20 protein-coding genes and 1 tRNA gene are annotated in these 20,272 nt (G+C 63.2%); 8 read left to right on the top strand and 13 right to left on the bottom strand.

The window, feature by feature from the left end; all coding sequences use genetic code 11:
* Positions 1–53: 53 nt before the first annotated feature.
* The 4 genes from FHR22_RS07390 to hisI form a co-directional block, all read right to left on the bottom strand.
* A complete protein-coding gene (locus FHR22_RS07390) occupies positions 54–1,856 on the bottom strand; it encodes an acyl-CoA dehydrogenase C-terminal domain-containing protein (RefSeq protein WP_166940458.1) in 1,803 nt (600 codons plus the stop codon).
* Between the two features lie 63 nt (positions 1,857–1,919).
* On the bottom strand, positions 1,920–2,351 hold the full coding sequence (locus FHR22_RS07385; RefSeq protein WP_166940835.1) for a MerR family transcriptional regulator: 432 nt from the start codon (positions 2,349–2,351) through the stop codon (positions 1,920–1,922).
* A gap of 66 nt (positions 2,352–2,417) precedes the next feature.
* The gene (locus tag FHR22_RS07380; RefSeq protein WP_166940456.1) at positions 2,418–2,957 is read right to left on the bottom strand and encodes a hypothetical protein; all 540 of its coding nucleotides are present in this window, start codon (positions 2,955–2,957) and stop codon (positions 2,418–2,420) included.
* Positions 2,944–3,324, bottom strand: coding sequence for a phosphoribosyl-AMP cyclohydrolase (gene hisI, locus FHR22_RS07375; RefSeq protein ID WP_166940454.1), 381 nt, complete (start codon positions 3,322–3,324; stop codon positions 2,944–2,946). Before hisI ends, FHR22_RS07380 begins: the two co-directional genes overlap by 14 nt.
* A 144-nt stretch (positions 3,325–3,468) precedes the next feature.
* Between hisI and purF the strand changes: the two genes are divergently transcribed.
* From purF to FHR22_RS07360, 3 genes are read left to right on the top strand one after another with little or no spacing between them, the layout of a single operon-like run.
* Positions 3,469–4,926 (top strand): amidophosphoribosyltransferase, encoded by a 1,458-nt coding sequence (gene purF / locus FHR22_RS07370; RefSeq protein WP_166940452.1) that lies wholly within the window; start codon positions 3,469–3,471, stop codon positions 4,924–4,926.
* Positions 4,927–4,930: 4 nt separating this feature from the next.
* Positions 4,931–5,665, top strand: a complete 735-nt coding sequence (locus FHR22_RS07365) for an SDR family NAD(P)-dependent oxidoreductase (protein ID WP_166940450.1) — start codon at positions 4,931–4,933, stop codon at positions 5,663–5,665.
* A 58-nt stretch (positions 5,666–5,723) separates the two neighbouring features.
* Positions 5,724–6,110, top strand: coding sequence for a hypothetical protein (locus FHR22_RS07360; RefSeq protein WP_166940448.1), 387 nt, complete (start codon positions 5,724–5,726; stop codon positions 6,108–6,110).
* Positions 6,111–6,153: 43 nt separating this feature from the next.
* Here the strand turns inward: FHR22_RS07360 and FHR22_RS07355 are convergent, their stop codons facing one another.
* The 5 genes from FHR22_RS07355 to FHR22_RS07335 form a co-directional block, all read right to left on the bottom strand.
* On the bottom strand, positions 6,154–7,224 hold the full coding sequence (locus tag FHR22_RS07355; protein ID WP_341786570.1) for a serine hydrolase domain-containing protein: 1,071 nt from the start codon (positions 7,222–7,224) through the stop codon (positions 6,154–6,156).
* Positions 7,225–7,357: 133 nt separating this feature from the next.
* Positions 7,358–8,638, bottom strand: a complete 1,281-nt coding sequence (locus FHR22_RS07350; RefSeq protein WP_166940444.1) for an SAM-dependent methyltransferase — start codon at positions 8,636–8,638, stop codon at positions 7,358–7,360.
* 86 nt (positions 8,639–8,724) lie between these two features.
* Positions 8,725–9,678, bottom strand: a complete 954-nt coding sequence (locus FHR22_RS07345) for a metal-dependent hydrolase (RefSeq protein ID WP_166940442.1) — start codon at positions 9,676–9,678, stop codon at positions 8,725–8,727.
* A gap of 41 nt (positions 9,679–9,719) precedes the next feature.
* Positions 9,720–10,757, bottom strand: a complete 1,038-nt coding sequence (locus FHR22_RS07340; RefSeq protein WP_166940440.1) for a 2-oxoacid:ferredoxin oxidoreductase subunit beta — start codon at positions 10,755–10,757, stop codon at positions 9,720–9,722.
* The gene (locus tag FHR22_RS07335; protein WP_166940438.1) at positions 10,757–12,616 is read right to left on the bottom strand and encodes a 2-oxoacid:acceptor oxidoreductase subunit alpha; all 1,860 of its coding nucleotides are present in this window, start codon (positions 12,614–12,616) and stop codon (positions 10,757–10,759) included. The genes FHR22_RS07340 and FHR22_RS07335 overlap by 1 nt, the downstream gene beginning before the upstream one ends.
* A gap of 200 nt (positions 12,617–12,816) precedes the next feature.
* Here FHR22_RS07335 and FHR22_RS07330 point away from each other — a divergent pair, with 200 nt between their 5' ends.
* Together FHR22_RS07330 and FHR22_RS07325 are read left to right on the top strand one after the other, a co-directional pair.
* The gene (locus FHR22_RS07330; protein WP_166940436.1) at positions 12,817–13,764 is read left to right on the top strand and encodes an alpha/beta hydrolase; all 948 of its coding nucleotides are present in this window, start codon (positions 12,817–12,819) and stop codon (positions 13,762–13,764) included.
* A complete protein-coding gene (locus tag FHR22_RS07325; protein ID WP_166940434.1) occupies positions 13,761–14,237 on the top strand; it encodes an RNA pyrophosphohydrolase in 477 nt (158 codons plus the stop codon). Before FHR22_RS07330 ends, FHR22_RS07325 begins: the two co-directional genes overlap by 4 nt.
* Here FHR22_RS07325 and FHR22_RS07320 read toward each other — a convergent pair.
* Complete coding sequence (locus FHR22_RS07320; protein ID WP_166940833.1) at positions 14,198–14,887, bottom strand: uracil-DNA glycosylase family protein; 690 nt, start codon at positions 14,885–14,887, stop codon at positions 14,198–14,200. The genes FHR22_RS07325 and FHR22_RS07320 overlap by 40 nt on opposite strands.
* 50 nt (positions 14,888–14,937) lie before the next feature.
* Here FHR22_RS07320 and folK point away from each other — a divergent pair, with 50 nt between their 5' ends.
* Both folK and FHR22_RS07310 read left to right on the top strand, forming a co-directional pair.
* A complete protein-coding gene (gene folK, locus FHR22_RS07315) occupies positions 14,938–15,447 on the top strand; it encodes a 2-amino-4-hydroxy-6-hydroxymethyldihydropteridine diphosphokinase (RefSeq protein WP_166940432.1) in 510 nt (169 codons plus the stop codon).
* Positions 15,448–15,490: 43 nt separating this feature from the next.
* Positions 15,491–15,566 (top strand) — tRNA-Lys (locus FHR22_RS07310).
* A gap of 40 nt (positions 15,567–15,606) precedes the next feature.
* On the opposite strand, the gene FHR22_RS07305 is transcribed toward FHR22_RS07310, so the two are convergent.
* Both FHR22_RS07305 and FHR22_RS07300 read right to left on the bottom strand, forming a co-directional pair.
* Positions 15,607–15,879, bottom strand: a complete 273-nt coding sequence (locus tag FHR22_RS07305) for a hypothetical protein (RefSeq protein ID WP_166940430.1) — start codon at positions 15,877–15,879, stop codon at positions 15,607–15,609.
* Between the two features lie 154 nt (positions 15,880–16,033).
* Positions 16,034–17,026: a dipeptidase gene (locus FHR22_RS07300; protein WP_166940428.1), complete on the bottom strand. Its 993-nt coding sequence runs from the start codon at positions 17,024–17,026 to the stop codon at positions 16,034–16,036.
* A 351-nt stretch (positions 17,027–17,377) separates the two neighbouring features.
* On the opposite strand from FHR22_RS07300, the gene FHR22_RS07295 reads away from it, so the two are divergent.
* Positions 17,378–18,655, top strand: a complete 1,278-nt coding sequence (locus tag FHR22_RS07295) for a spinster family MFS transporter (RefSeq protein ID WP_166940426.1) — start codon at positions 17,378–17,380, stop codon at positions 18,653–18,655.
* 15 nt (positions 18,656–18,670) lie between these two features.
* On the opposite strand, the gene FHR22_RS07290 is transcribed toward FHR22_RS07295, so the two are convergent.
* The gene (locus FHR22_RS07290; protein WP_166940424.1) at positions 18,671–20,212 is read right to left on the bottom strand and encodes an acyl-CoA synthetase; all 1,542 of its coding nucleotides are present in this window, start codon (positions 20,210–20,212) and stop codon (positions 18,671–18,673) included.
* Between the last annotated feature and the right edge of the window lie 60 nt (positions 20,213–20,272).

The raw sequence follows: 20,272 nt of genomic DNA, 5'->3' as shown, positions 1-20,272 counted from the left end.
CCCGCTGAGACGCGCCGCGGCGGCTTTGGTTGCGGCGGCGCGTCACTGCGGCATCAGGCCGCGAAGAACTGCTCGGGCGCCAGCGCCATCATCGCGTCACTGCCCGCCTCGATCTTGCGACGCAACGATCCCGCGTCGGGCAGGAAACGCTCGCCGAAATAACGCGCGGTGACGAGCTTTGCCTCGAGGAACGCCTTGTCACCGCGGCCTTCGTCGAGCGCCTTCTGCGCCGCTTCGGCCATCATCAGCCACATCGATCCCAAGGCGACGATGCCGAGAATATGCATATAGTGATGCGCGCCGGCGCCGATATTATTGGGGTTCGTCATGCCGTTCTGCATGAACCACATCGTCGCAGCCTTAAGCTCCCCATTCGCCTTTTCGAGGCGGGTGGCGAAGTCGGCAAAGGCGGGTTTTTTCTTTGCCGCCGCGCATTCGCCGTCGACGACCGCGAAAAAGGCCTGGATCGCGCGGCCACCGTTCTGCGCAAGCTTGCGACCGACGAGGTCCATCGCCTGCACGCCGTTTGCGCCTTCGTAGATCATGGTGATGCGGGCATCGCGGACATATTGGCTCATGCCCTGTTCCTCGATGTAACCGTGGCCGCCGAACACCTGCTGTGCGTTGGTCGCGACGTCATAGCCCTTGTCGGTGCCATAGCCCTTGATCACCGGGGTCAGCAGGCTGACGAGGTCATCGGCGCTCTGGCGTTCTTCCTCGGTTTCCGCGACGTGCGAAAGATCGACCTGGAGGGCGCCCCATGTGCAAAGCGCGCGCAGTCCCTCGACGGTCGCCTTGCCGTCCATCAGCATGCGGCGTACATCGGGATGGACAAACAGCGGATCGGCCTTTTCCTGCGGATCCTGCGGCCCGGTGAGTGCGCGGCCCTGACGGCGGTCCTGCGCATAGGCAACGGCATTCTGGAATGCGACGTCGGCCTGCCCCAGTCCCTGAATGCCGACGCCGAGCCGCGCAGCATTCATCATGATGAACATTGCGGCAAGGCCCTTATTCTCCTCCCCGACCATCCATCCCTTCGCACCGTCATAATTCATGACGCAGGTCGAATTGGCATGGATGCCCATCTTATGCTCGATCGAACCGCATTGCAGCATGTTGCGTTCGCCCAGCGAGCCGTCGTCGTTCACGAGGAATTTGGGAACGATGAACAGCGAGATGCCCTTGACGCTGTCGGGGGCGTCGGGGGTCTTCGCGAGAACGAGGTGGATGATATTGTCGGCCAGGTCGTGTTCGCCCGACGAAATGAAGATCTTGCTCCCGGTCACTGCGTGGCTGCCATCGCCGTTCGGCACCGCGCGCGTGCGGATAAGGCCGAGATCGGTACCGCAATGCGCCTCGGTTAGGTTCATCGTGCCGGTCCATTCGCCCGACACCATCTTCGGAACATAGGTCGCCTTCTGTTCGTCCGATCCCTTGGCGAGGATCGCCGCGGTCGCGCCCTGCGACAGGCCGGGATACATGGCGAAGGCCTGATTGGCGGCGTTGCGATATTCCTCGACCGGAAAGCCGATGACGTGCGGCAGTCCCTGACCGCCGAATTCCTCGGGCGCGGTCAGGAGGCCCCAGCCGGCGTCGCAATAGGCCTTATACGCCGCTTTGAAGCCTTTGGGGGTCGTCACCGAGCCATCATCATGGCGCGTACAGCCTTCCAAATCCCCCGACTGGTTGATCGGGAACAATATTTCCTCGCAGAACTTGCCGGCTTCGGTCAGCACCGCCTCGACCATGTCGGGCGTCGCATTGGCGAAACCGGGGAGATTGGCATAGCGCTCGATTTCGAGCACGTCGTTGAGGAGGAACAGCGTATCTTGAACGGGAGCGCGATAAGCGGGCATGCGAAATCTTTCTGAAAAACAGGTCTGTCGGTGTTTGCTCGCCCGGGGAGGGGTCTTGAGGTTTCAGTCCGCGTTTTCGCGGGCGTCGACCTTTTGCACCGTTTCGATAAAGCGTGACAGCTCATCTACAGCACTGTCAATATCGTCGCGCTGGCGACGAAGCAATGCAATGCGTTCCTGGCATTTCTCGATCGTAACCTGACGCTGCAGCCTGCGGCCGTCGCCGACGTCGTAAAGGTCGATCATCTCGCGAATATCGGCGAGGCTGAAGCCGGTACGCTTGGCGCGCAATATCCAGGCGAGCCGGGCGCGGTCCCGCTTCGAATAGATGCGCGACAGCCCTTTACGCGACGGGCTGATCAACCCTTCATCCTCGTAGAAACGAAGCGCCCGGGCGGTCACGCCGAATTCGGACGACAGATCGGTGATGCTGAATTGCTCGCGCCCAAGGTGGTCGGGCGTGTCGATATGGGCGTGGCCGTATTCGTCGGTCATGCCAGCAAGACTAGTTTCCGTTGACGTGAACGTCAAGGCTGGCAAATTGCCGGAAAGTGCGGTGGATCAGTTGCCGCAAGGCCGGATCATATTGCCCTGCCTGTCCCTGATCTGCAAGCGTTTCGCGTCCTGTTCGGACCAGCTGGCGCGCGGGAGGCGCAAACCCGAAAGCGATGCGCGATCGGGGCAAAGCCGGTCGCACTGCGGCGGCAGATTTCCGGGCAGTCGCAGTTCATCCTCATCCTCGTGAACCAGCGCTTCGCAGCCCTCTGCAGCCGGGAAACGCATGCGCCAGCCGTCACCCTCCTGCGCGATCTGCCCGGTGGCCGTACAGGACAGACCGGGACCAAAGGCCGCCGTGACGACGAAGCGCCAGCGCCCCGCGCCGTCGGGAACGACGCACATGGCGTCGCGGCCCAGATCGTGCGAACGCTCGAAGACCCCGGTCGGAACCTGCGCCTCCGGGCGAACGATACCGCGCTCGCGCGCCGCAATCTCGAGCGGATTGCCCGCATCGATCGCCTTTTCATTCTGTTCGGGCGGCGGCCGCCCGCATCCGGCAAGCAATAGCACCCCGGCAAGAAGCGCGGCGCTAGCCCTGCGCATCGTCGTCTATGAAGGTCAGGCGGCCGTCGGCCTCGACACGGCGATAGAAGCAGGACCGGCGCCCGGTGTGGCATGCGGGGCCGGCGGGCGTCACGCGCAGCAATAGCGCGTCCTGGTCGCAATCGACGCGCATCTCGACCAGCGTCAAACCGTTGCCCGAGGTTTCGCCCTTGCGCCAGAGCGCAGCGCGCGAACGCGACCAGAAATGCGCCTGCCCCGTCGCCTGTGTCAGCGCGATCGCGTCGGCATTCATATGTGCGACCATCAGCAGCCTTCCGGTCGCGGCGTCGGTCACTATGGCGGTCACCAGCCCGGCGGCGTCGAAACGCGGCAGAAACTGGTCGGTGGTATCGCGCTGATTGTCCATAAACCGCGCTTTAGAGCAGGAGGGAAGCCGCTGTCACCCCATGGTTGAAAGCCTATGTGACGAAGCCGTGAATATGGGGGGCGACATTTGCGGCAAGCGTCCCTATATGCGCCCCAGTCACTGCCCCCCTGCACCTGGATCGACATGCTGACGACCCATCCTTTCGACGACGACAAACTCCGCGAGGAGTGCGGCATCTTTGGTATTCATGGCGCCGAGAGCGCCGCCGCGGTTGTCGCGCTGGGCCTCCATGCCCTGCAGCACCGCGGACAGGAAGCCGCGGGTATCACTGCCTTCGACGGCAAGGAGTTCCATACGCACCGCGCGATGGGCCATGTCGCGGGCAATTTCGACCGCGACGAGATCATGCGCCAGCTCGCAGGCGCCTCGTCGGTAGGCCACGTCCGTTATGCGACGACGGGCGAAACAGCGCTGAACAACGTCCAGCCTTTGTTTGCCGACCTGTCGACCGGCGGTTTCGCGGTCGCCCACAACGGCAATATTTCCAACGCGACGGCGCTCAAGCGCATTCTGGTCCGCCGCGGTTCGATTTTCCAGTCGACCAGCGATACCGAAGTGATCATCCACCTTGTCGCGACGTCGAATTACCGCACGCTTCTCGATCGCTTCATCGACGCGCTGAAGCAGGTCGAGGGCGCCTATTCGCTGATCTGCCTGACCGCCGAGGGGATGATCGGCTGCCGCGATCCGCTGGGTATTCGCCCGCTCGTCATCGGCAAGCTCGGTGATGCCTATATTTTCGCATCGGAAACGGTCGCGCTCGATGTCGTCGGCGCCGAATTCGTCCGCTCGGTCGAGCCCGGTGAACTGGTCATCATCCGCGACGGCGAACTGACGTCGCACCATCCCTTCGCCGAGCGCGCGGCGCGCCCGTGCATCTTCGAATATGTCTATTTCTCGCGCCCCGATTCGATCGTCGACGGCACGAGCGTCTATTCGGTGCGCAAGGCGATCGGCGCCGAGCTGGCGCGCGAAAACCCCGTCGAGGCCGACCTTGTCATTCCGGTACCCGATTCGGGAACGCCTGCCGCAATCGGCTATGCCCAGGAATCGGGCATTCCGTTCGAGCTGGGCATCATCCGCTCGCATTATGTCGGCCGCACCTTCATCCAGCCCGGCGACAAGGTCCGCCATCTGGGCGTCAAGCTGAAGCATAATGCCAATCGCGCGCTGATCGCGGGCAAGCGGGTCGTACTGATCGACGATTCGATCGTCCGCGGTACGACCAGCCTCAAGATCGTGCAGATGATGCGCGATGCCGGCGCCGCCGAAGTACATATGCGGATCGCGAGCCCGCCGACGCAGCATAGCTGTTTCTACGGCGTCGATACGCCCGAGCGTGCAAAACTGCTCGCGGCGCAGATGACCGTCGGGCAGATGGCGAATTTCATCAACGCCGACAGCCTGTCCTTCGTTACAATCGACGGCCTCTATCGCGCCCTTGGCGAAGCGAAGCGCAGCGACGATGCCCCGAAATATTGCGACGCCTGCTTCACCGGCGACTATCCGACGACGCTGACCGATTTCGACGAGCATGCACTGGAAGACCAATTTTCGCTGCTTGCCGAACGGGTTGTCTGACACAATGACCAATTTGAATGAGGAATTGGCGGGCCAGGTCGCGCTCGTCACGGGCGCGAGCCGCGGGATCGGCGAAGCGATCGCCGAAGCACTAGCGGCGCGGGGCGCCCATGTCGTGATCACCGCGCGCACCGCAGGCGGGCTCGAGGAACTCGAAGACCGCATCCACAATGCCGGCGGCAGCGCGACGATCGCGCCGCTCGACCTGACCGACGGCGACAGCATCGCGCGCCTCGCGGCGGCAATGGCCGAGCGCTGGCAAAAGCTCGACATGCTCGTGCTCAACGCCGCGATGCTCGGCACGCTGACCCCGGTCGCGGCGATCGATGGCAAGGAATTCAACAAGCTGCTGACGCTGAACCTGATCGCCCAGCAGGCGCTGATCGCCAATTTCGATCCGCTGCTGCGTCGCGCGGCGAATGGCCGCCTGCTCGCACTGTCGAGCGGCGTCGCGCGCGATCCGCGCGCCTATTGGGGCGCCTATGCGGCATCGAAAGCCGCGCTCGAGACGCTGGTTACCAGCTATGGCGCAGAAATGCGCAATATCTCGACGGTGCGTACGGCGATCCTCGACCCGGGAGGCACCCGCACCCAGATGCGCGCGCGCGCCTATCCCGGCGAAGATCCGCAGAGCATCAAGGATCCGGTGGCGGTCGGCGAGTTTGTCGCCAATCTGATGACCGAAGGCTTTGACAGCACCGCATTTCATGCGCTGCCCAAGGTGATGGCGGACGCTTAACGCGATATTTGCTTTCCTGCGCTAACCGCCGCATGAAGATCGGCTTGGGGGCATCGGAATGACCAACAATATTTTTCGCTCGATCATCGCGACCGTCATCGGCATCGCGGTGGCGTTCGCTCTGCTGTGGCTCGCCCAATATGCCGGCAGCGAATTTTCACCCGATGCCTATGATCCGAACAGCGGCGAAGTTCTCATTCCGATCGGATCGACGATCGCGCTGCTCGTCGGCTGGTTCGTCGGCACCTTTGCCGGCGGCTGGATCGCGATGCGCGCGTCGCGCGGAACCGGCGCGGGCTGGGTCGTCGCGGGCGCGGTGATCGGTGCGGCGCTCTATCGTGCCGCCACGCTCGCCGATGCATGGTGGATCATGGCGTTCGGCGTCGCGATTCCGCTGGCTGGGGTGTGGATCGCGCAGCGCGCCGCTGGTACCATCGCCGACTGACATCTGTCGCCCCCGCTTTCGCGAGGGCGACGATTGATTTGGCTTATTTCGCTTCCTTGTCCACCGCGGTTTGCACCGATTTATAGAAGGCTTCGCGCGCCGCGCCGACGCCTTCGGGGTCGGTTGCGGTCGGCCAATTGCCGTTCGATGCGATCACCAGCTTGCGTTTCGGGTCGATGAAGATGCCCTGGCCAAAGATGCCTTGCGCCGCGAAGCTGCCGTCGTCGTTCGTCCACCATTGATAGCCATAGCCGCGGCCCGGCAGGTCGATCGACGCCTGTTTGGTCGTCGCCGCGCGCAGCCAGTCGTCGGGCAGCACCTTCTGCCCGCCGGCGACGCCGCCGTTCAGGATGAACTGGCCGAAACGGGCATAGTCCTTGAGGCTTGCCGACACGCAGCAGCCGCTGATCTCATGCCCCGTCGGCCCGAGCATCCACACCGCGTCCCGTTCCATACCGAAGGGTTTCCAGACCTTTTCGGACAGATAGGCCGCAAGCGTCTTGCCCGTCGCGCTGGAGACGAGCACGCCGATCAAATTCGTCTCGCCGGTCTTGTAAACCCACTTCGACCCCGCAGGCGCTTCGCGCGGCAAGGTCTTCATATAGCTGACGGTTATGTCCTCGCCGGGCACCGGTTTTTGCAGATTGAACTGCGCGACATCGGATTTGGGATCGGTATAATCCTCGTTCCATTTCACGCCCGAGGTCATGGTGAGCAACTGCTTCACCGACACATCGTCATAGGCCGAACCCTTGAGGCCCGGAATATAGGCCGTCACCTTGTCGTCGAGGCTCTTGATATAGCCATCCTTCACCGCCGCGCCGACAAGTGTCGAGGTAAAGCTCTTCGCCACCGAAAAGCTGGTCCAGCGCCCCGATGCGTCATAGCCGAGTGCATATTTTTCGAGCCGGATCTTGCCGTCCTGGACGATGATCAGGCCGGCATTGCGCTGTTTCCCCATATAGGCGTCGACGTCCAATCCGATATCGATCGGCTTGCCCTGCGGCAGCGGATAGACGGCGCCGCCCGCCGGGACCGTGTTGACGACGACCTTGGGCACCGTTTCCATCGTGCGGAAGGCCGCGTCGCGTTGATCCTGGGTCCAGAACAGCACATTCAAGTCCTTTGGCAAATCCTTCGATATATGGTCAGTCTTCGGGGCGGATGCGGGCGCATTGCACCCCGCCGCAGCGGTGCACAGCAGCACCGCCGCCAGATATCTTCGCATAAACCTCTCTCCCCTGTTTTCAGGCTGTTTTTTCGAGCGTGACCTGGGCGACGTCGATTCCGCCGCCGCGGAATCCGCCCTCGCAATATTGAAGATAGTAGCGCCACAGCCGGACGAAACGGTCGTCGAAACCCGTCGGCAATTGCCCCGCCCCGACCGCCGCGTCGAAGCGCGCGCGCCACTGGCGCAGGGTTTCGGCGTAATCGCCGCCGAAACGACGCACATCGCGCCAGACCAGCCCGCGCGCTTCGGCGAGCGCGCGGAAGCGGCTTTCCGAAATCAGACAGCCGCCTGGAAAGATATAGGCCTGAATGAAGTCGCTGCTCGCCGCATAGCGTTCGAACAGCGCATCGTTGATCAATATATACTGGATCGCAGCCTTGCCGCCCGGGCGCAACAGTCGCGCGATCGCATCAAGATAAGCGGGCCAATAAGCTTCGCCCACCGCCTCTACCATCTCGACGCTCGCAATCGCGTCATAGGGACCCTGCGCATCGCGATAGTCGCAAATCTCGATCCGCGAACGTGTCGACAGGTCGATCGCATGCAACCGTGCATCGGCTATTTCCGCCTGCGATGGCGACAGGGTGATACCGGTGTAGAGCACGTCATGACGTTCGACGGCCCTTTCGGCGAGCGCGCCCCACCCGCAGCCGATCTCGAGCAGCCGGCTGCCCGAGCGGAGATCGAGCCGGTCGAGGATCGCATCCACCTTGGCGGTCTGCGCCTCTTCGAGCGTCTGATCGGGCTTCAGAAACAGCGCGCTCGAATAATTCATCCCTGCATCGAGCCACAAGCTATAGAAATCATTTCCCAAATCATAATGGGCATGGATGTTCCGCCGCGCTCCGCGCCGGTCGTTGCGGCGCAGTGCGTGCGCCATCTTGTTCAGCCAGCGCCAGGGCCCGTGCGCGCGGCCGACATTGCCGAGCGCTTCGCCATTGCGCATGAACAGGTCGAACAGCGGCACCGGATCGGGCGACGACCATTCGCTGCGTTCCCACGCATTGTACCAGCCTACCGAACCCGACAGCGCGAGGCGGACGAGCGCCGCCCAGCTATGCAGATGCACGACCGCGACAGGCCCCTTGCCGCGTCCGCCGAGCAGCCGGACGCTGCCATCGGGCAAATGCCCCTCGATCGTGCCCAGGCCAAGCCCGCCATCGATCCGGTCGAGCATGCGGTGAAACAGGCGTGCCGGCGCCAATGCGATCAACCGCGCCATCAGTCCACCCGAGCGATAGGCCCGGTCCGCGCGCAGCAGTTCCTTGCCGCGCCTGGGACTGACATGTGTGTTCATAGTGCCATCCTGCCGTAAACGCGGGCGTCTGACAATCGGCTGTTATGCACCGTCATGACGTCACACAATCGGGCCTCCGCCACGGGTCATTCGGGGGAGCTTGCGGTGTCGGGAGCGGTGACACGGACGGTAAAACGATCGCGTGCAAGCGGCTGCATATAACGCTGATCGCGAAGCACGATCGCTTTCCCGTCCGCCTCGGCAACCGGCATCCGCGCCCAGAACAGAAAGGCGCGCGCCGCCGGATCGGCCTTGATCCATGTCGCCAGACGCGGATCATCGAGACCGATCGGTACGCCGGTAATGTCGACATGCCCGCCGACGCCGGGCGTGTAACTGGCGCTGCCGTACCGATCGGCGGTGCGCCAGAAGATGTCACGTTTCCAGAAAGCAAGGGGCGGCGGGCTGGCGACGGCCAAAGCATCGCCCTTTCCGCTTGCCCGCAGCGACTCGGCCGCCATGTTTTCCGCCGCGCCGGTGATCAGGCCGTTTACAAAGATATAGGCCGAAACTGCGGCGAAGCCGATCCATGCGGGGCGCTGCCAGTTCGCCGCGCCACGCCGTTCGCGCCGGAGCGACAGCCAGACTGAGAGGCCGAGCGCGATCCATATCCACAGGTCGATGATGAACAATGTGTCGCCGTAGAACCAGCGATGACTGAAGGGCTCAAGCAGGCGGATGCCGTAATTGTTGAGCCAGTCGAGCGCCGGGTGGCTGAAGCAACCGATATAGGCGAGCGCGAGCAACCAGCCGCGGTGGATCGGCAGCCTAGCCGCAGGCCGCTTGCCGCGCCGTCCCTGCCAGCGATCGAAGGCAAGCATCAGCCCCCACAGGATGAGCGGCAGCAAGAGCAGCGCAATCGGTCCATGCGTGACACCGCGCCGCATCGCGAGCGACTCGATCCCGTAAGTGGCACATGCCGCATCGATATCGGGCAGGTTCGCCGCGATGATCAACGTCGGCATTGCGAGGCCGGTCTTCTTCTTGAGGCCAAGCTGGCCAAGAAGCGCGCCGACGAGGCTGTGGGTCAGATTGTCCATCGGGACTTATAAACCTGACCCGCGAGCTCGCGGCAAGAGGCTTAAAGTTCGGGTCCGCCCTCGGTCACGGTCCAGGTCTGCCCCTTTTTGAGCAGGCTTTGCAGGTCGGCGGTCTTGCCTTCGCGCGCTGCGGCGTTCTGGCGTACGACATCGGCCTCGAAGGTCGGGCGCGGGTCATCGTAGAGAACGCCAAGTGCCATCGGGAATTCACCGAAGCGCATTTCGACAAGCATGTGGGCGACGCTGCGGTTGGTGACGTCGTGGACGATCACGCCCGCCGCCTTCCAGTCGCCGTCTACGACATCGACGACCTTGAGCGTCAGCGCCTCGGCATCGAGCGTGATCCCCTTGGTGCCTTTGGCAAAGACCATCGGTTCACCCTGCTTCAACCAGAGCTGACGGTCTTCGGCGCCCTTCGGCGCGGCGAAATCTTCGAACACATCCTTGTTGTAGACGATGCAATTCTGGAAGATTTCGATGAAGGCGGCGCCCTTGTGCGCATGCGCTGCCTTCAGCACGTTCGGCAGTTCCTTCGACACGTCGAACCCGCGCGCAACGAAGCGTGCACCGGCACCGAGCGCGAAGGCCGCAGGCTGCGCAGGACGATCAACCGAACCATAGGGCGTCGACGGGCTGGTCGTGCCCACACGGCTCGTCGGCGAATATTGGCCTTTTGTCAGGCCGTAAATCTCGTTGTTGAACAGCATGATCTGGCAATCAAGATTGCGGCGGATCAGGTGCATCGTGTGGTTGCCGCCGATCGACAAGCCGTCGCCGTCGCCGGTGACGATCCAGATATCGAGGCCCGGATTGGCGAGTTTCAGCCCCGTCGCGAACGCCGGCGCGCGGCCGTGGATCGTGTGGAAACCATAGGTTTCCATATAATAGGGGAAGCGTGACGAGCAGCCGATGCCGCTGATGAACACGGTATTTTCGGGCGTCGTGCCGATTTCCGGCATCGTGCGCTGTACCGCCTTCAGGATCGCATAGTCGCCGCAGCCCGGGCACCAGCGGACTTCCTGATCGGTTTCCCAATCCTTGAGCGTCGTCGGGCGTGCGATGGTGGTCATCTCGTTCATCAGAGCGCTCCCTCGATCGCGGCTTCGATTTCGGCGATGGTGAAGGGCTGGCCCGACACCTTGTTCACGGCCTTGGCATCGACCAGATACTGGTCGCGCAGCACGGTCTTGAGCTGGCCTGTGTTCATTTCGGGGACGATCACCTTGTCATAGCTTTTCAGCAATTCGCCGAGATTGGCGGGCAACGGCCAGATATGGCGGATATGGATGTGGCTGACGTCCTGGCCCTCGGCCCGTTTGCGGCGCACGGCCTGATGAATCGGGCCGAAGGTCGAGCCCCAGCCGACGACCGCGAGCCTGCCGCCTTCGGCGCCGAGTTCGACAACCTGATCGGGCACCTTGATGCCGTCGATCTTGTCCTTGCGGATATCGGTCATCGCCTGGTGATTGTCTGGCGCATAGTTGATGTGGCCGGTGTCGATTTCCTTCTCGATCCCGCCGATACGGTGCAGCAGGCCGGGCGTGCCGGGCTTGACCCATGGGCGCTTCAAATTCTCGTCACGGCCATAGGGCTTGAAGCCGCCCTCGGGCACTTCGGTCAGGAACTCGACCGGGAAGGCATCGAAGCTTTCAAGGTCGGGCACCTTCCAAGGCTCGGCGGCGTTCGCAATATAGCCATCAGTCAACAGCATCACCGGGGTCATGTACCGGACAGCAATGCGGCACGCTTCGACCGCGCATTCGAACGCGTCCCCGGGCGAGCGTGCGGCGATCACCGGCATCGGCGCATCGCCGTTGCGGCCATAGACCGCCTGATAGAGATCCGACTGCTCGGTCTTGGTCGGCAGGCCGGTCGACGGGCCGCCACGCTGCGAATTGACGATGACGAGCGGCAGTTCGGTCATGATCGCAAGGCCCATCGCCTCGCCCTTCAGCGCGATGCCGGGGCCCGACGAGCTGGTCACGCCCAGCGAGCCGCCATAGCTCGCACCGATCGCCGAGCAGATCGCGGCGATTTCATCCTCGGCCTGGAAGGTCGTGACGTCATATTCCTTGAGCCGCGACAGATGATGCAGGATCGCCGACGCCGGCGTGATCGGATAGCCGCCGAAGAACATCGGCAGCTTGGCAAGCTGCGCGCCGGCGACAAGGCCGAGGGCGATGCCTTCGGCGCCGGTCAGCGTACGATAGAGCCCGGGCGCCACCGGCGCGGGATCGACATGATGCTGCTTGAGCGGCCCTGCGAGTTCGGCGGTCTCGCCATAGGCGTGGCCTGCATTGAGCGCGGCGATGTTGGCGGCAGCCAGATCCGGCGCCTTGGCGAATTTACCGTTCAGCCAGTCGATCAGCGGCTGGCGATCGCGGTCGAACATCCACAGCGCCAGCCCCAGCGTCCACATATTCTTGCAGCGCAGCGCTTCCTTGTTGCCGAGACCGAAGGGCTTGACCGCATCCATCGTCAGCTGGCTGATGTTGAGCTTCAGCAACTGCCATTTCGCGAGGCTGCCGTCGTCGAGCGGGTTGGCGTCATATTTCGCCTTGGCAAGGTTGCGGTCGTTGAACTCGCCCTCGTCCGCAATAATGAGGCCGCCCTGCTTGAGCTGCGGCACGTTGGTCTTGAGCGCCGCAGGGTTCATCGCGACGAGTACGTCGGGCGCGTCGCCTGCAGTGTCGATCGCGGACGACCCGAAGTTGATCTGGAAAGCCGACACGCCGAACAGCGTGCCCTGCGGCGCGCGAATCTCGGCAGGAAAATCGGGGAAGGTCGCGAAATCATTGCCCGCGAGCGCCGAAGACAGCGTGAACTGGCCGCCCGTCAACTGCATCCCGTCGCCGGAGTCACCGGCGAACCGCACCACCACTGCATCCGAAAGGGGGGACTGCCGCTTGTCGGCCCGGTCCTCTACCGCTGTCGCCATTATATCTTCTGCCTCAATAAAATACTGCAAAGCTTTAGCTGGCCTAGGCCTCTCGGGGACAAGCCGCAATTCAGAAAAAATTGTGCGCCGCAAAGCGAAAGGCACGAGTGGGTTTCGATTTGCCATTGATTATGACCGGGTGATGCCGAATAGCTGCGAGTCAGAGCGCAGCGCCCCAATGATCCGGAGAGGAATGCACGATGACCGACGGCACCACCCATTACACACGCCCCGACGTCGCGGCGTTCCTTGCCTTCCTCAACGCGCAGGACGGCCCCAAGATGGAAGAGATGCCGCCAGAAGGCGCGCGCGAGATGATGCGCGTGATGGGCCAGCTCGCCGACGTGCCGCGTGGCGACATCGCCAGGGTCGAAGATCGTACGATCCCCGGCCCGGCGGGTGACATTCCGATCCGTATCTATGACAATCGCCCGGACCGCGAGGCCGGCCCGGTGATGGTCTTTTATCATGGCGGCGGCTGGGTGATCGGCGACCTCGCGACGCACGATCCCTATTGCGCCGAAGCCGCACGTATTCTCGATATGCCGGTGATCGCTGTCGACTATCGGCTCGCGCCCGAACATCCCTTTCCTGCCGCACCCGAGGACTGCGAAGCAGCGACGCGGTGGGTCGCCGACAATATCCCGTCCACCGGCCTCGTCCTGTCGGGCGACAGCGCGGGCGGCAATCTGACCATTGTCACCGCGCTCGCGCTGCGCGACGCTCCCGCGTCGAAGCCGGTCATCGCCATCCATCCCATCTATCCTGCGGTGACAACGCACAATGACTGGCAAAGCTATCGCGACTTTGGTGAAGGCCATCTGCTGACCGAAGGCAGCATGACCTGGTTCGGCAACCATTATGCCGCCGATCCGGGCGATCGCCGGGCGGCGCCGATCGATTTTCCCGCCGAAGGCCTGCCGCCGACGCTGCTGATCACCGCCAGCCTCGATCCGCTGCGCGATCAGGGCCGCGCCTATGCCGCCAAGCTGATCGAAGCGGGCGTGCCGACCACCTATCGCGAAGCCAAAGGCACGATTCACGGCTATATCTGCCTTGCGCAGGGCATCCCGAGTGCGAAGGATGACATCCACAGCGCATTGACCATATTGAAGGCGATCGTCGCCGAGGCTAACGGAGCCGCATGATCGACCATAATGCCCTTCCCTATCGCCCCTGCGCGGGTGTGATGCTCGCCAATCGCGACGGCCGCATTTTCGTCGGCCAGCGGCTCGATACGACGAGCGAGGCATGGCAGATGCCGCAGGGCGGCATCGATCCCGGCGAGGAAGCCGAAGAGGCCGCGATTCGCGAACTGGGCGAGGAAACCGGCATTCACGGCGGGCTCGTCGAGATCATCGCACGGAGTCGCGAGGAATATTTCTACGACCTGCCCGACCATCTGATCGGCAAGATGTGGAGCGGTAAATATCGCGGCCAGCGCCAGCACTGGTTCCTGATGCGTTTCATGGGCGCCGACAGCGACGTGAACATCCACACCGACGATCAGGAATTTCGGGCCTGGAAATGGGCCGAACTGAACGAGATCGAAAAGCTGATCGTCCCGTTCAAACGCACGCTCTACCGCGGGCTGGTCGAGGAATTCGGCCCGCTCGTCTGATCTTTCAGCCGCAGCGCGGTCCGAAAGACATCGGCAAACATGGCCGCGGTCAGCCGCCCGGTGTTCGTGTTGTAGCGCGAGCAATGATAGCTATCGACCAGATGGCGCCCGCCCGGCAGCCTATGAACCGCTCCATGCGCGAATGGATGCGCGGCGAGCCGCTCACCAAAGGCGCGTAACGCGGCGTCATGCGCGATCCGCCCGAGCGCGATGATCACGCCGACCGTTGGCAAGGCGGCAAGCTGCGCCTCGAAAAAGGGCCGGCAACTGGCAATCTCGGCAGGGGTTGGTTTATTCTGCGGCGGCAGACATTTGACGCTGTTGACGATGATCGCGCCTTCGAGCGTCAATCCGTCGTCGATCCGTGCATCATAACGCCCCTTGCTCAGCCCATATTCCGCGAGCGTCGCAAAAAGCAGGTCCCCGGCATAGTCCCCGGTGAATGGCCGCCCGGTGCGGTTGGCGCCATGCTTGCCCGGCGCCAGTCCCGCAAAGGCTAGCCAGGCATCCGGGTCGCCAAACGCATGGACCGGCGCGCTCCACCAATCGGGATGCTCGGCTTGGCATTCGCGGCGAAGCGCAACGAGTCGCGGGCAGCGCTGACAATCGCGCGGCGGCTCGGTGCCGGGCAAGGGACTACCAATATCCACGCCGCTGCGATAGGCGCCGGCGCATGCGCGATGCAACACCACCCTCTCCCATGCCTTTGGCACTTTATGCGATCGGCCTTGGCTCGAACCGGCGTCATGGGCGCTTCGGCGATCCGCGCCAGGTGTTGATGGCGGCGCTCACCGCGCTCGAAAGCGACGATATCGAGCCCGTCGATGCCAGCCCGATCATCGCCAGCGCGCCGCTGGGCCCGTCGCGCCGCCGCTACGCCAATGCCGTCGCTCTCGTCGCTTCGCCGCTCCGTCCCCCCGAAATGCTTGAGCGGCTACAGGCGATCGAAGCGGCGTTCGGGCGTCGCACCGGCCAGCGCTGGAGCGCGCGGACACTCGATCTCGATATCCTGCTCTGGTCCGGCGGTTCGTGGAGCGATCCGGCGCTGACGATCCCCCATCCCGCAATGACGGAGCGCGATTTCGTTCTTGGTCCGCTGTCTGCTGTCGCCCCGCAATGGCGCCATCCGATCGCGGCACGAAGCATCCGGCAACTTGCCGTGCAATTGAACCGGGCAAAGCCGGTTGACCGAAACGCACAGGCGCACTAGGGCGACGGCTCACTTCGGGCACGGCCTTTGCCGGCGCCGCGATGGGCCCTTAGCTCAGTCGGTAGAGCAACTGACTTTTAATCAGTAGGTCGCTGGTTCGAACCCAGCAGGGCTCACCAAATTCCGAATATACCGGCGGGCCTTGCGCCAGCGGCGGCGTCAGGTCGGTGCGCCCCCGGCGGTTGCGATGTAAGCTGCGGTTCCGGCAAGCGACAGGCATAGAAAATAGAAGATAATATGCCCCGCCGCGGCTCTTCGCCGGCGCCGGCGCGAAGTCATTTGCCGCGTCAGGCGATCGGCCTGACCGCCCTTCTGGAACAATAGCGCCGCGCCGCCCGCGAAGATGAAAAAGATCAGCCATATCGGCAGGCCAAGGTCATCGGTGACGGCGCCGACGATGGCCGAAAGCAGCATCGCAACGATCATGAGCATAAATCACTCCCTCGCCCCGGCCGCGCTTTCTACGCCTGTCCTGGTGATTTGCAATGGGGCCTGTCGTTCGATGGGAGATCCGTGACAATCGCTGATTTGCCGCACGCGCGGCGTCCGCAGACGACGCGCAACGGCTTATATCCCCGTCAATGCGCTATTTCCAAACCTCGGCGGCGACGCGCAGGAAGTTTTCCCCCATGATTCCACGAAGATCGTCGGCGCTATACCCCTTGGCCAGCAGCTTTTCGAGCAGGGCCGGGATGGTCGAGGGGCTCAGGAACGCCCAGGGAAGTTCGGGCATGCCGATCTTCTTCGCCACATTGCCCTTGTAAAAATCATAGAGCGCCTTGCAGTGCCCGGGAGTCATATAGTCGAGGCCCAGCGCGACATGCTGCGGGCCCACCAGATCGGCCAGATAATCGATGATGCTTATGATGGTGTCCAGTTGGACCCCGCCTGGCTCGCCGATGAACTGCCCGACGCCATTAACGCCGATCACGCCTCCCGTCGCGGCGCAGGCCTTGATCTGGTCATCGCGAATGTTGCGTGGATGATCGTATAACGCGCGCGGATTCGAGTGCGAGAAGATGCACGCATGGGTCGACACCTCCATCGCATCCATCGTCGTGCGATATCCCGAATGCGAGCAATCGACGAGCATGCCGACGCGGTTCATTTCGGCGACCAGGTCGCGGCCGAACGCCGACAGACCGCCGTCATTCTTCTGCGCTTCGATACATCCGGTCCCGACATTGTTCTGGAAATTATAGGCCATCAGCATCCAGCGGACGCCGAGCTTGTAATAGGCGCCGACGTTGGCGAGATCACGGCCCACGGCCTCGCTGCCCTGGAAGTGGAAACCCACCCCGATCTTGCCGGTGCGCTTGGCCTCGCGAATGTCGTCGACGCTATCGACGAGTATGAAATCGTCGGGATGGAGGCTGAGCGCATGTCGCATCTTCGCCAGCGCGGCATAGACCTGCGACGGCGCCGCTTCATTGTCCTGCGCGAGCGTCAACGACGTATAGGAATAGCCGGTCTGGCGGCGCGCCAGCAGTTCTTCCTCGACCTCCGCCGGCGGCGCGGGAAACAGCATGTCGCACAAGATGCCGTCGGCGAGCGGTGCGATGTCCGCCAGCGAAGCCATGGTTGATTGATCCACCGTTGCCATAACGCATTCCTCTCTCGTTATCCGATTGCGATGTATTCAACGATTTTCCCGCCCATTCCGGATAATCCGCCCGGCCAGGCTGAAAGTTGCATATGATCGCGTTCATTTGTTTTGGGGGCGTTGGCCGCGAACAGATCGCCCACTCTGTTGCGATCAGGATAATCGTGCTGCTTCTCTGCTGTCCAGAATCAGAATATTTGCGCCAATGACTGAGTATTATTGACTTGTCCCTGCGTGCCTAACACCCCTTCTATCCCCCGATAGCGAAAAGCCGCCATGCCTTGCCGATCGCAATGCTGAGCGCGCATCGGGGGAAGACGGGCGACCATGACGCGAGCGACGACGGAATGGCAGCCGTGGGATCATTTTCCCGAAAAGCAGCGCTGGCTTTTCCTCATCGTGCTCTTCCTGATCGCGGTGGCAAGCTATGCGGACCGGCAACTGCTGCCCGTCGTCCTCGAGAATATCCGGATTGAATATGGCTTGTCGGACCGCATGCTGGGTGCGCTCGGCGGCGCGCCCTTTGCCCTTTGCTATGCCGCGTCCTGCATCCCCTTCGCGCGGGCGGCCGATCACGGAAACCGCAAGCTCTGGTTGATCATTGCCTTCATGCTGTGGACCGTCATGACCGTCCTGTGCGGTTTCGCAACCTCGCTCGTGTTTCTGTTCATTGCCCGCATGGGCGTGGGCGTCGGCGAGGGCGGCGCGGTACCGGTCAGCCATGCCCTGGTCGCAGACTATTTTCCGCCGAGCGCGCGCGCCAAGGCCTTCGCCGTCCTGTCATCGGCCGTCACGTTTGGCGGCACCCTAGCGCTCGTCGCCGGCGGCTGGCTGGCCCATAGCTATGGCTGGCGCATGGCTTTTATCGTCATGGGCGTGGCGTCGCTGCCGATCGCCCTGCTCGCCGTGCTCATCCTGCGCGAACCACCGCGCCCGCCTTTGGCAACGACGCCCGGATCGCGCCCCGCTTTCCGCCGCGAAACGGCGGCGCTCATGAACAAGCCGTCCTTCCGCTTCCTGATCACCGGCTTCACCATCTATTCGCTCTTTGCCTATGGACCGATCATCTTCATTCCGGCCTATCTGATGCGCGTGATGCATCTCGATGTGGCGGTGGTCGGAACCACTTACGGAATCAGCAGCGCGATCGGGACGATCATCGGTTCGATCGTCGGCGGCATCGTGTGCGACCGGCTCACCCGGCGCGACCCGCGATGGCTCGTGTGGTGGCCGGCGGGCAGCTATGTCATCGCCATGCCCGTGACGTGGCTCGCCTTCGGTTCCCAGTCGCTCGCCGGATTTCTGGTCTGGGCCGGAGTGTTGATGGCGCTGCTGTTCGCCGCGCTGCCGGCGGTCTTCGCCGCCGTCCAGCATATCTGCGGCCCGACGCGCCGGGCCACGGCTTCAGCCATCGTCATGGCGTCGATCAACGCGATCGGGCTGACGCTGGGGCCGCTCGCGACGGGGTGGATCAGCGACCTTCTGGCGCCCAGCTTTGGCATCGAAAGCCTGCGCTATGCGCTGATGATCATGGCGATCGTCCTGGCCCCCGCCGCCATCCTGTTTGCTATGGCGAGCCGAAACTTCCTTGCCGACACCGAGTAACGAGCGAACGGCCGATCATTTTCCGGGCCAGTAGCGCGCCCGGATTTCCTGCTTGTAGAGCTTTCCCGTGTCATGGCGCGGCAGGGCAGGATCGAAGTCAATCGAGCGCGGACATTTGACATGGCTGAGGTGCGCGCGGCAATGGTCGATCAGACGCGCCGCCAGGTCGGGGCCTGCATCTTCCCAGCGCTGCGGCTGAATCACCGCCTTCACCTCTTCGCCCATGTCGGGGTGCGGCACGCCGATCACCGCGGCATCGGCAACTTCGGGATGCAGGATGAGCAGATTTTCGGTCTCCTGCGGGTAGATGTTCACGCCGCCGGAGATGATCATGAAGCTCTTGCGGTCGGTGAGGTAGAGATATCCTTCGTCATCGACATGCCCGATATCGCCGAGCGTGCTCCAGCCCGAATGGACGGGATGGCGCGCATCGCGCGTCTTCTGGGCGTCGTTCAGATACTGGAAATCCCACCCGCCCGCGAAATAGACGAGCCCGTCGACACCCGCCGGCACCTCCCGCCCCGCGTCGTCGCAGATATGGAGTGTGCCCCAATCGGCGCGGCCGACCGATCCGGGATGATCGAGCCATTCTTCGGGCGTGATGAACGTCGATCCATTGCCTTCCGATCCGCCGTAATATTCGTAGATGATCGGGCCGAGCCATTCGATCATCCGCCGCTTGATCTCGACCGGGCATGGCGCCGCGGCATGGACGATCTTTTCGAGCGAGGAGAGATTGTAACGCCTGCGAATCTCCTCGGGAAGCGCAAGCAGGCGCACGAACATCGTCGGCACCATTTGCATGAAGGTCACGCGGTGGCGTTCGATCAGGCGCAGCGTTTCCTCGGCATGGAAGCGATCCATCACCACCAGCGTCGCGCCCAGCCGGTGCGCCGCCATGCCATAGACCAGCGGCGCGGTGTGATAGAGCGGCGCCGGGCACAGCAATATGCTCCCCTCGCCGACACCGTAACGTCCCGATATCCGGTCGGCGAGCATATGCGGCGCGTCGGTCGCCTCGCCCGATAGCGGCAGGCGGATACCCTTCGGCCGCCCCGTGGTTCCCGACGAATAGACGAGATGATAGCCCGCCGATTCGTCGGCGATCGGGCCCGTCGGCTGACCCGCCAGGGCGGCATGCCATGACGGCAGCCCGCCAAGCCCCGGCCCGGCATCGAAAATCGTCGCCACCCCGGGGACGAGCGTCGCGCGGCCCCGAACCAGTGCCGCGGCAGCGGCCACATCGGCGTGGGTGACGAGCAGCTTCGAACCGCTGTCGGCCAGGATATAGGCTGCCTCCTCGGCCGTCAGCTGCGTCGAAATCGGACAGACATAGAGGCCGGCGCGTTGCGCGGCCCAATAGACATGATAATATTCGAGGCCATTTTTGAGCCAGATCGCGATCGTGTCGCCCGCCTCGATTCCGAGCGAGCGGAAAAGATTGGCGCCGCGGTTCGCGATCTCCTCGAGCGCCGCATAGCTGGTCGCGGCGCCATCCGCCGCCATGACGATTGCCGGACGCCCGGGCGCGGTTCGCGCAAAATGCCTTGGATGCATCGCAATCCCTCTTTCTCTTTTCAGTTATATAACTACGTTTACTTTCTATGTCGATTGACA

Source organism: Sphingopyxis panaciterrae (genome assembly GCF_011762125.1).
Classification (GTDB): Bacteria; Pseudomonadota; Alphaproteobacteria; order Sphingomonadales; family Sphingomonadaceae; genus Sphingopyxis; species Sphingopyxis panaciterrae.
The sequence above is the reverse complement of the archived record's forward strand: the minus strand, read 5'-3'. Positions and strand labels throughout refer to the sequence as shown.

Excerpts from the sequence above, each read along its gene's own strand:
- folK (WP_166940432.1), top strand. The coding sequence starts at position 14,938 with ATGCCTTTGGCACTTTATGCGATCGGCCTTGGCTCGAACCGGCGTCAT.
- FHR22_RS07330 (WP_166940436.1), top strand. The coding sequence starts at position 12,817 with ATGACCGACGGCACCACCCATTACACACGCCCCGACGTCGCGGCGTTC.
- FHR22_RS07360 (WP_166940448.1), top strand. The coding sequence starts at position 5,724 with ATGACCAACAATATTTTTCGCTCGATCATCGCGACCGTCATCGGCATC.
- FHR22_RS07290 (WP_166940424.1), bottom strand. The coding sequence starts at position 20,212 with ATGCATCCAAGGCATTTTGCGCGAACCGCGCCCGGGCGTCCGGCAATC.
- purF (WP_166940452.1), top strand. The coding sequence starts at position 3,469 with ATGCTGACGACCCATCCTTTCGACGACGACAAACTCCGCGAGGAGTGC.
- FHR22_RS07305 (WP_166940430.1), bottom strand. The coding sequence starts at position 15,879 with ATGCTCATGATCGTTGCGATGCTGCTTTCGGCCATCGTCGGCGCCGTC.
- FHR22_RS07385 (WP_166940835.1), bottom strand. The coding sequence starts at position 2,351 with ATGACCGACGAATACGGCCACGCCCATATCGACACGCCCGACCACCTT.
- hisI (WP_166940454.1), bottom strand. The coding sequence starts at position 3,324 with ATGGACAATCAGCGCGATACCACCGACCAGTTTCTGCCGCGTTTCGAC.
- FHR22_RS07365 (WP_166940450.1), top strand. The coding sequence starts at position 4,931 with ATGACCAATTTGAATGAGGAATTGGCGGGCCAGGTCGCGCTCGTCACG.
- FHR22_RS07390 (WP_166940458.1), bottom strand. The coding sequence starts at position 1,856 with ATGCCCGCTTATCGCGCTCCCGTTCAAGATACGCTGTTCCTCCTCAAC.
- FHR22_RS07350 (WP_166940444.1), bottom strand. The coding sequence starts at position 8,638 with ATGAACACACATGTCAGTCCCAGGCGCGGCAAGGAACTGCTGCGCGCG.
- FHR22_RS07300 (WP_166940428.1), bottom strand. The coding sequence starts at position 17,026 with ATGGCTTCGCTGGCGGACATCGCACCGCTCGCCGACGGCATCTTGTGC.
- FHR22_RS07380 (WP_166940456.1), bottom strand. The coding sequence starts at position 2,957 with ATGCGCAGGGCTAGCGCCGCGCTTCTTGCCGGGGTGCTATTGCTTGCC.
- FHR22_RS07325 (WP_166940434.1), top strand. The coding sequence starts at position 13,761 with ATGATCGACCATAATGCCCTTCCCTATCGCCCCTGCGCGGGTGTGATG.
- FHR22_RS07295 (WP_166940426.1), top strand. The coding sequence starts at position 17,378 with ATGACGCGAGCGACGACGGAATGGCAGCCGTGGGATCATTTTCCCGAA.
- FHR22_RS07340 (WP_166940440.1), bottom strand. The coding sequence starts at position 10,757 with ATGAACGAGATGACCACCATCGCACGCCCGACGACGCTCAAGGATTGG.
- FHR22_RS07335 (WP_166940438.1), bottom strand. The coding sequence starts at position 12,616 with ATGGCGACAGCGGTAGAGGACCGGGCCGACAAGCGGCAGTCCCCCCTT.
- FHR22_RS07345 (WP_166940442.1), bottom strand. The coding sequence starts at position 9,678 with ATGGACAATCTGACCCACAGCCTCGTCGGCGCGCTTCTTGGCCAGCTT.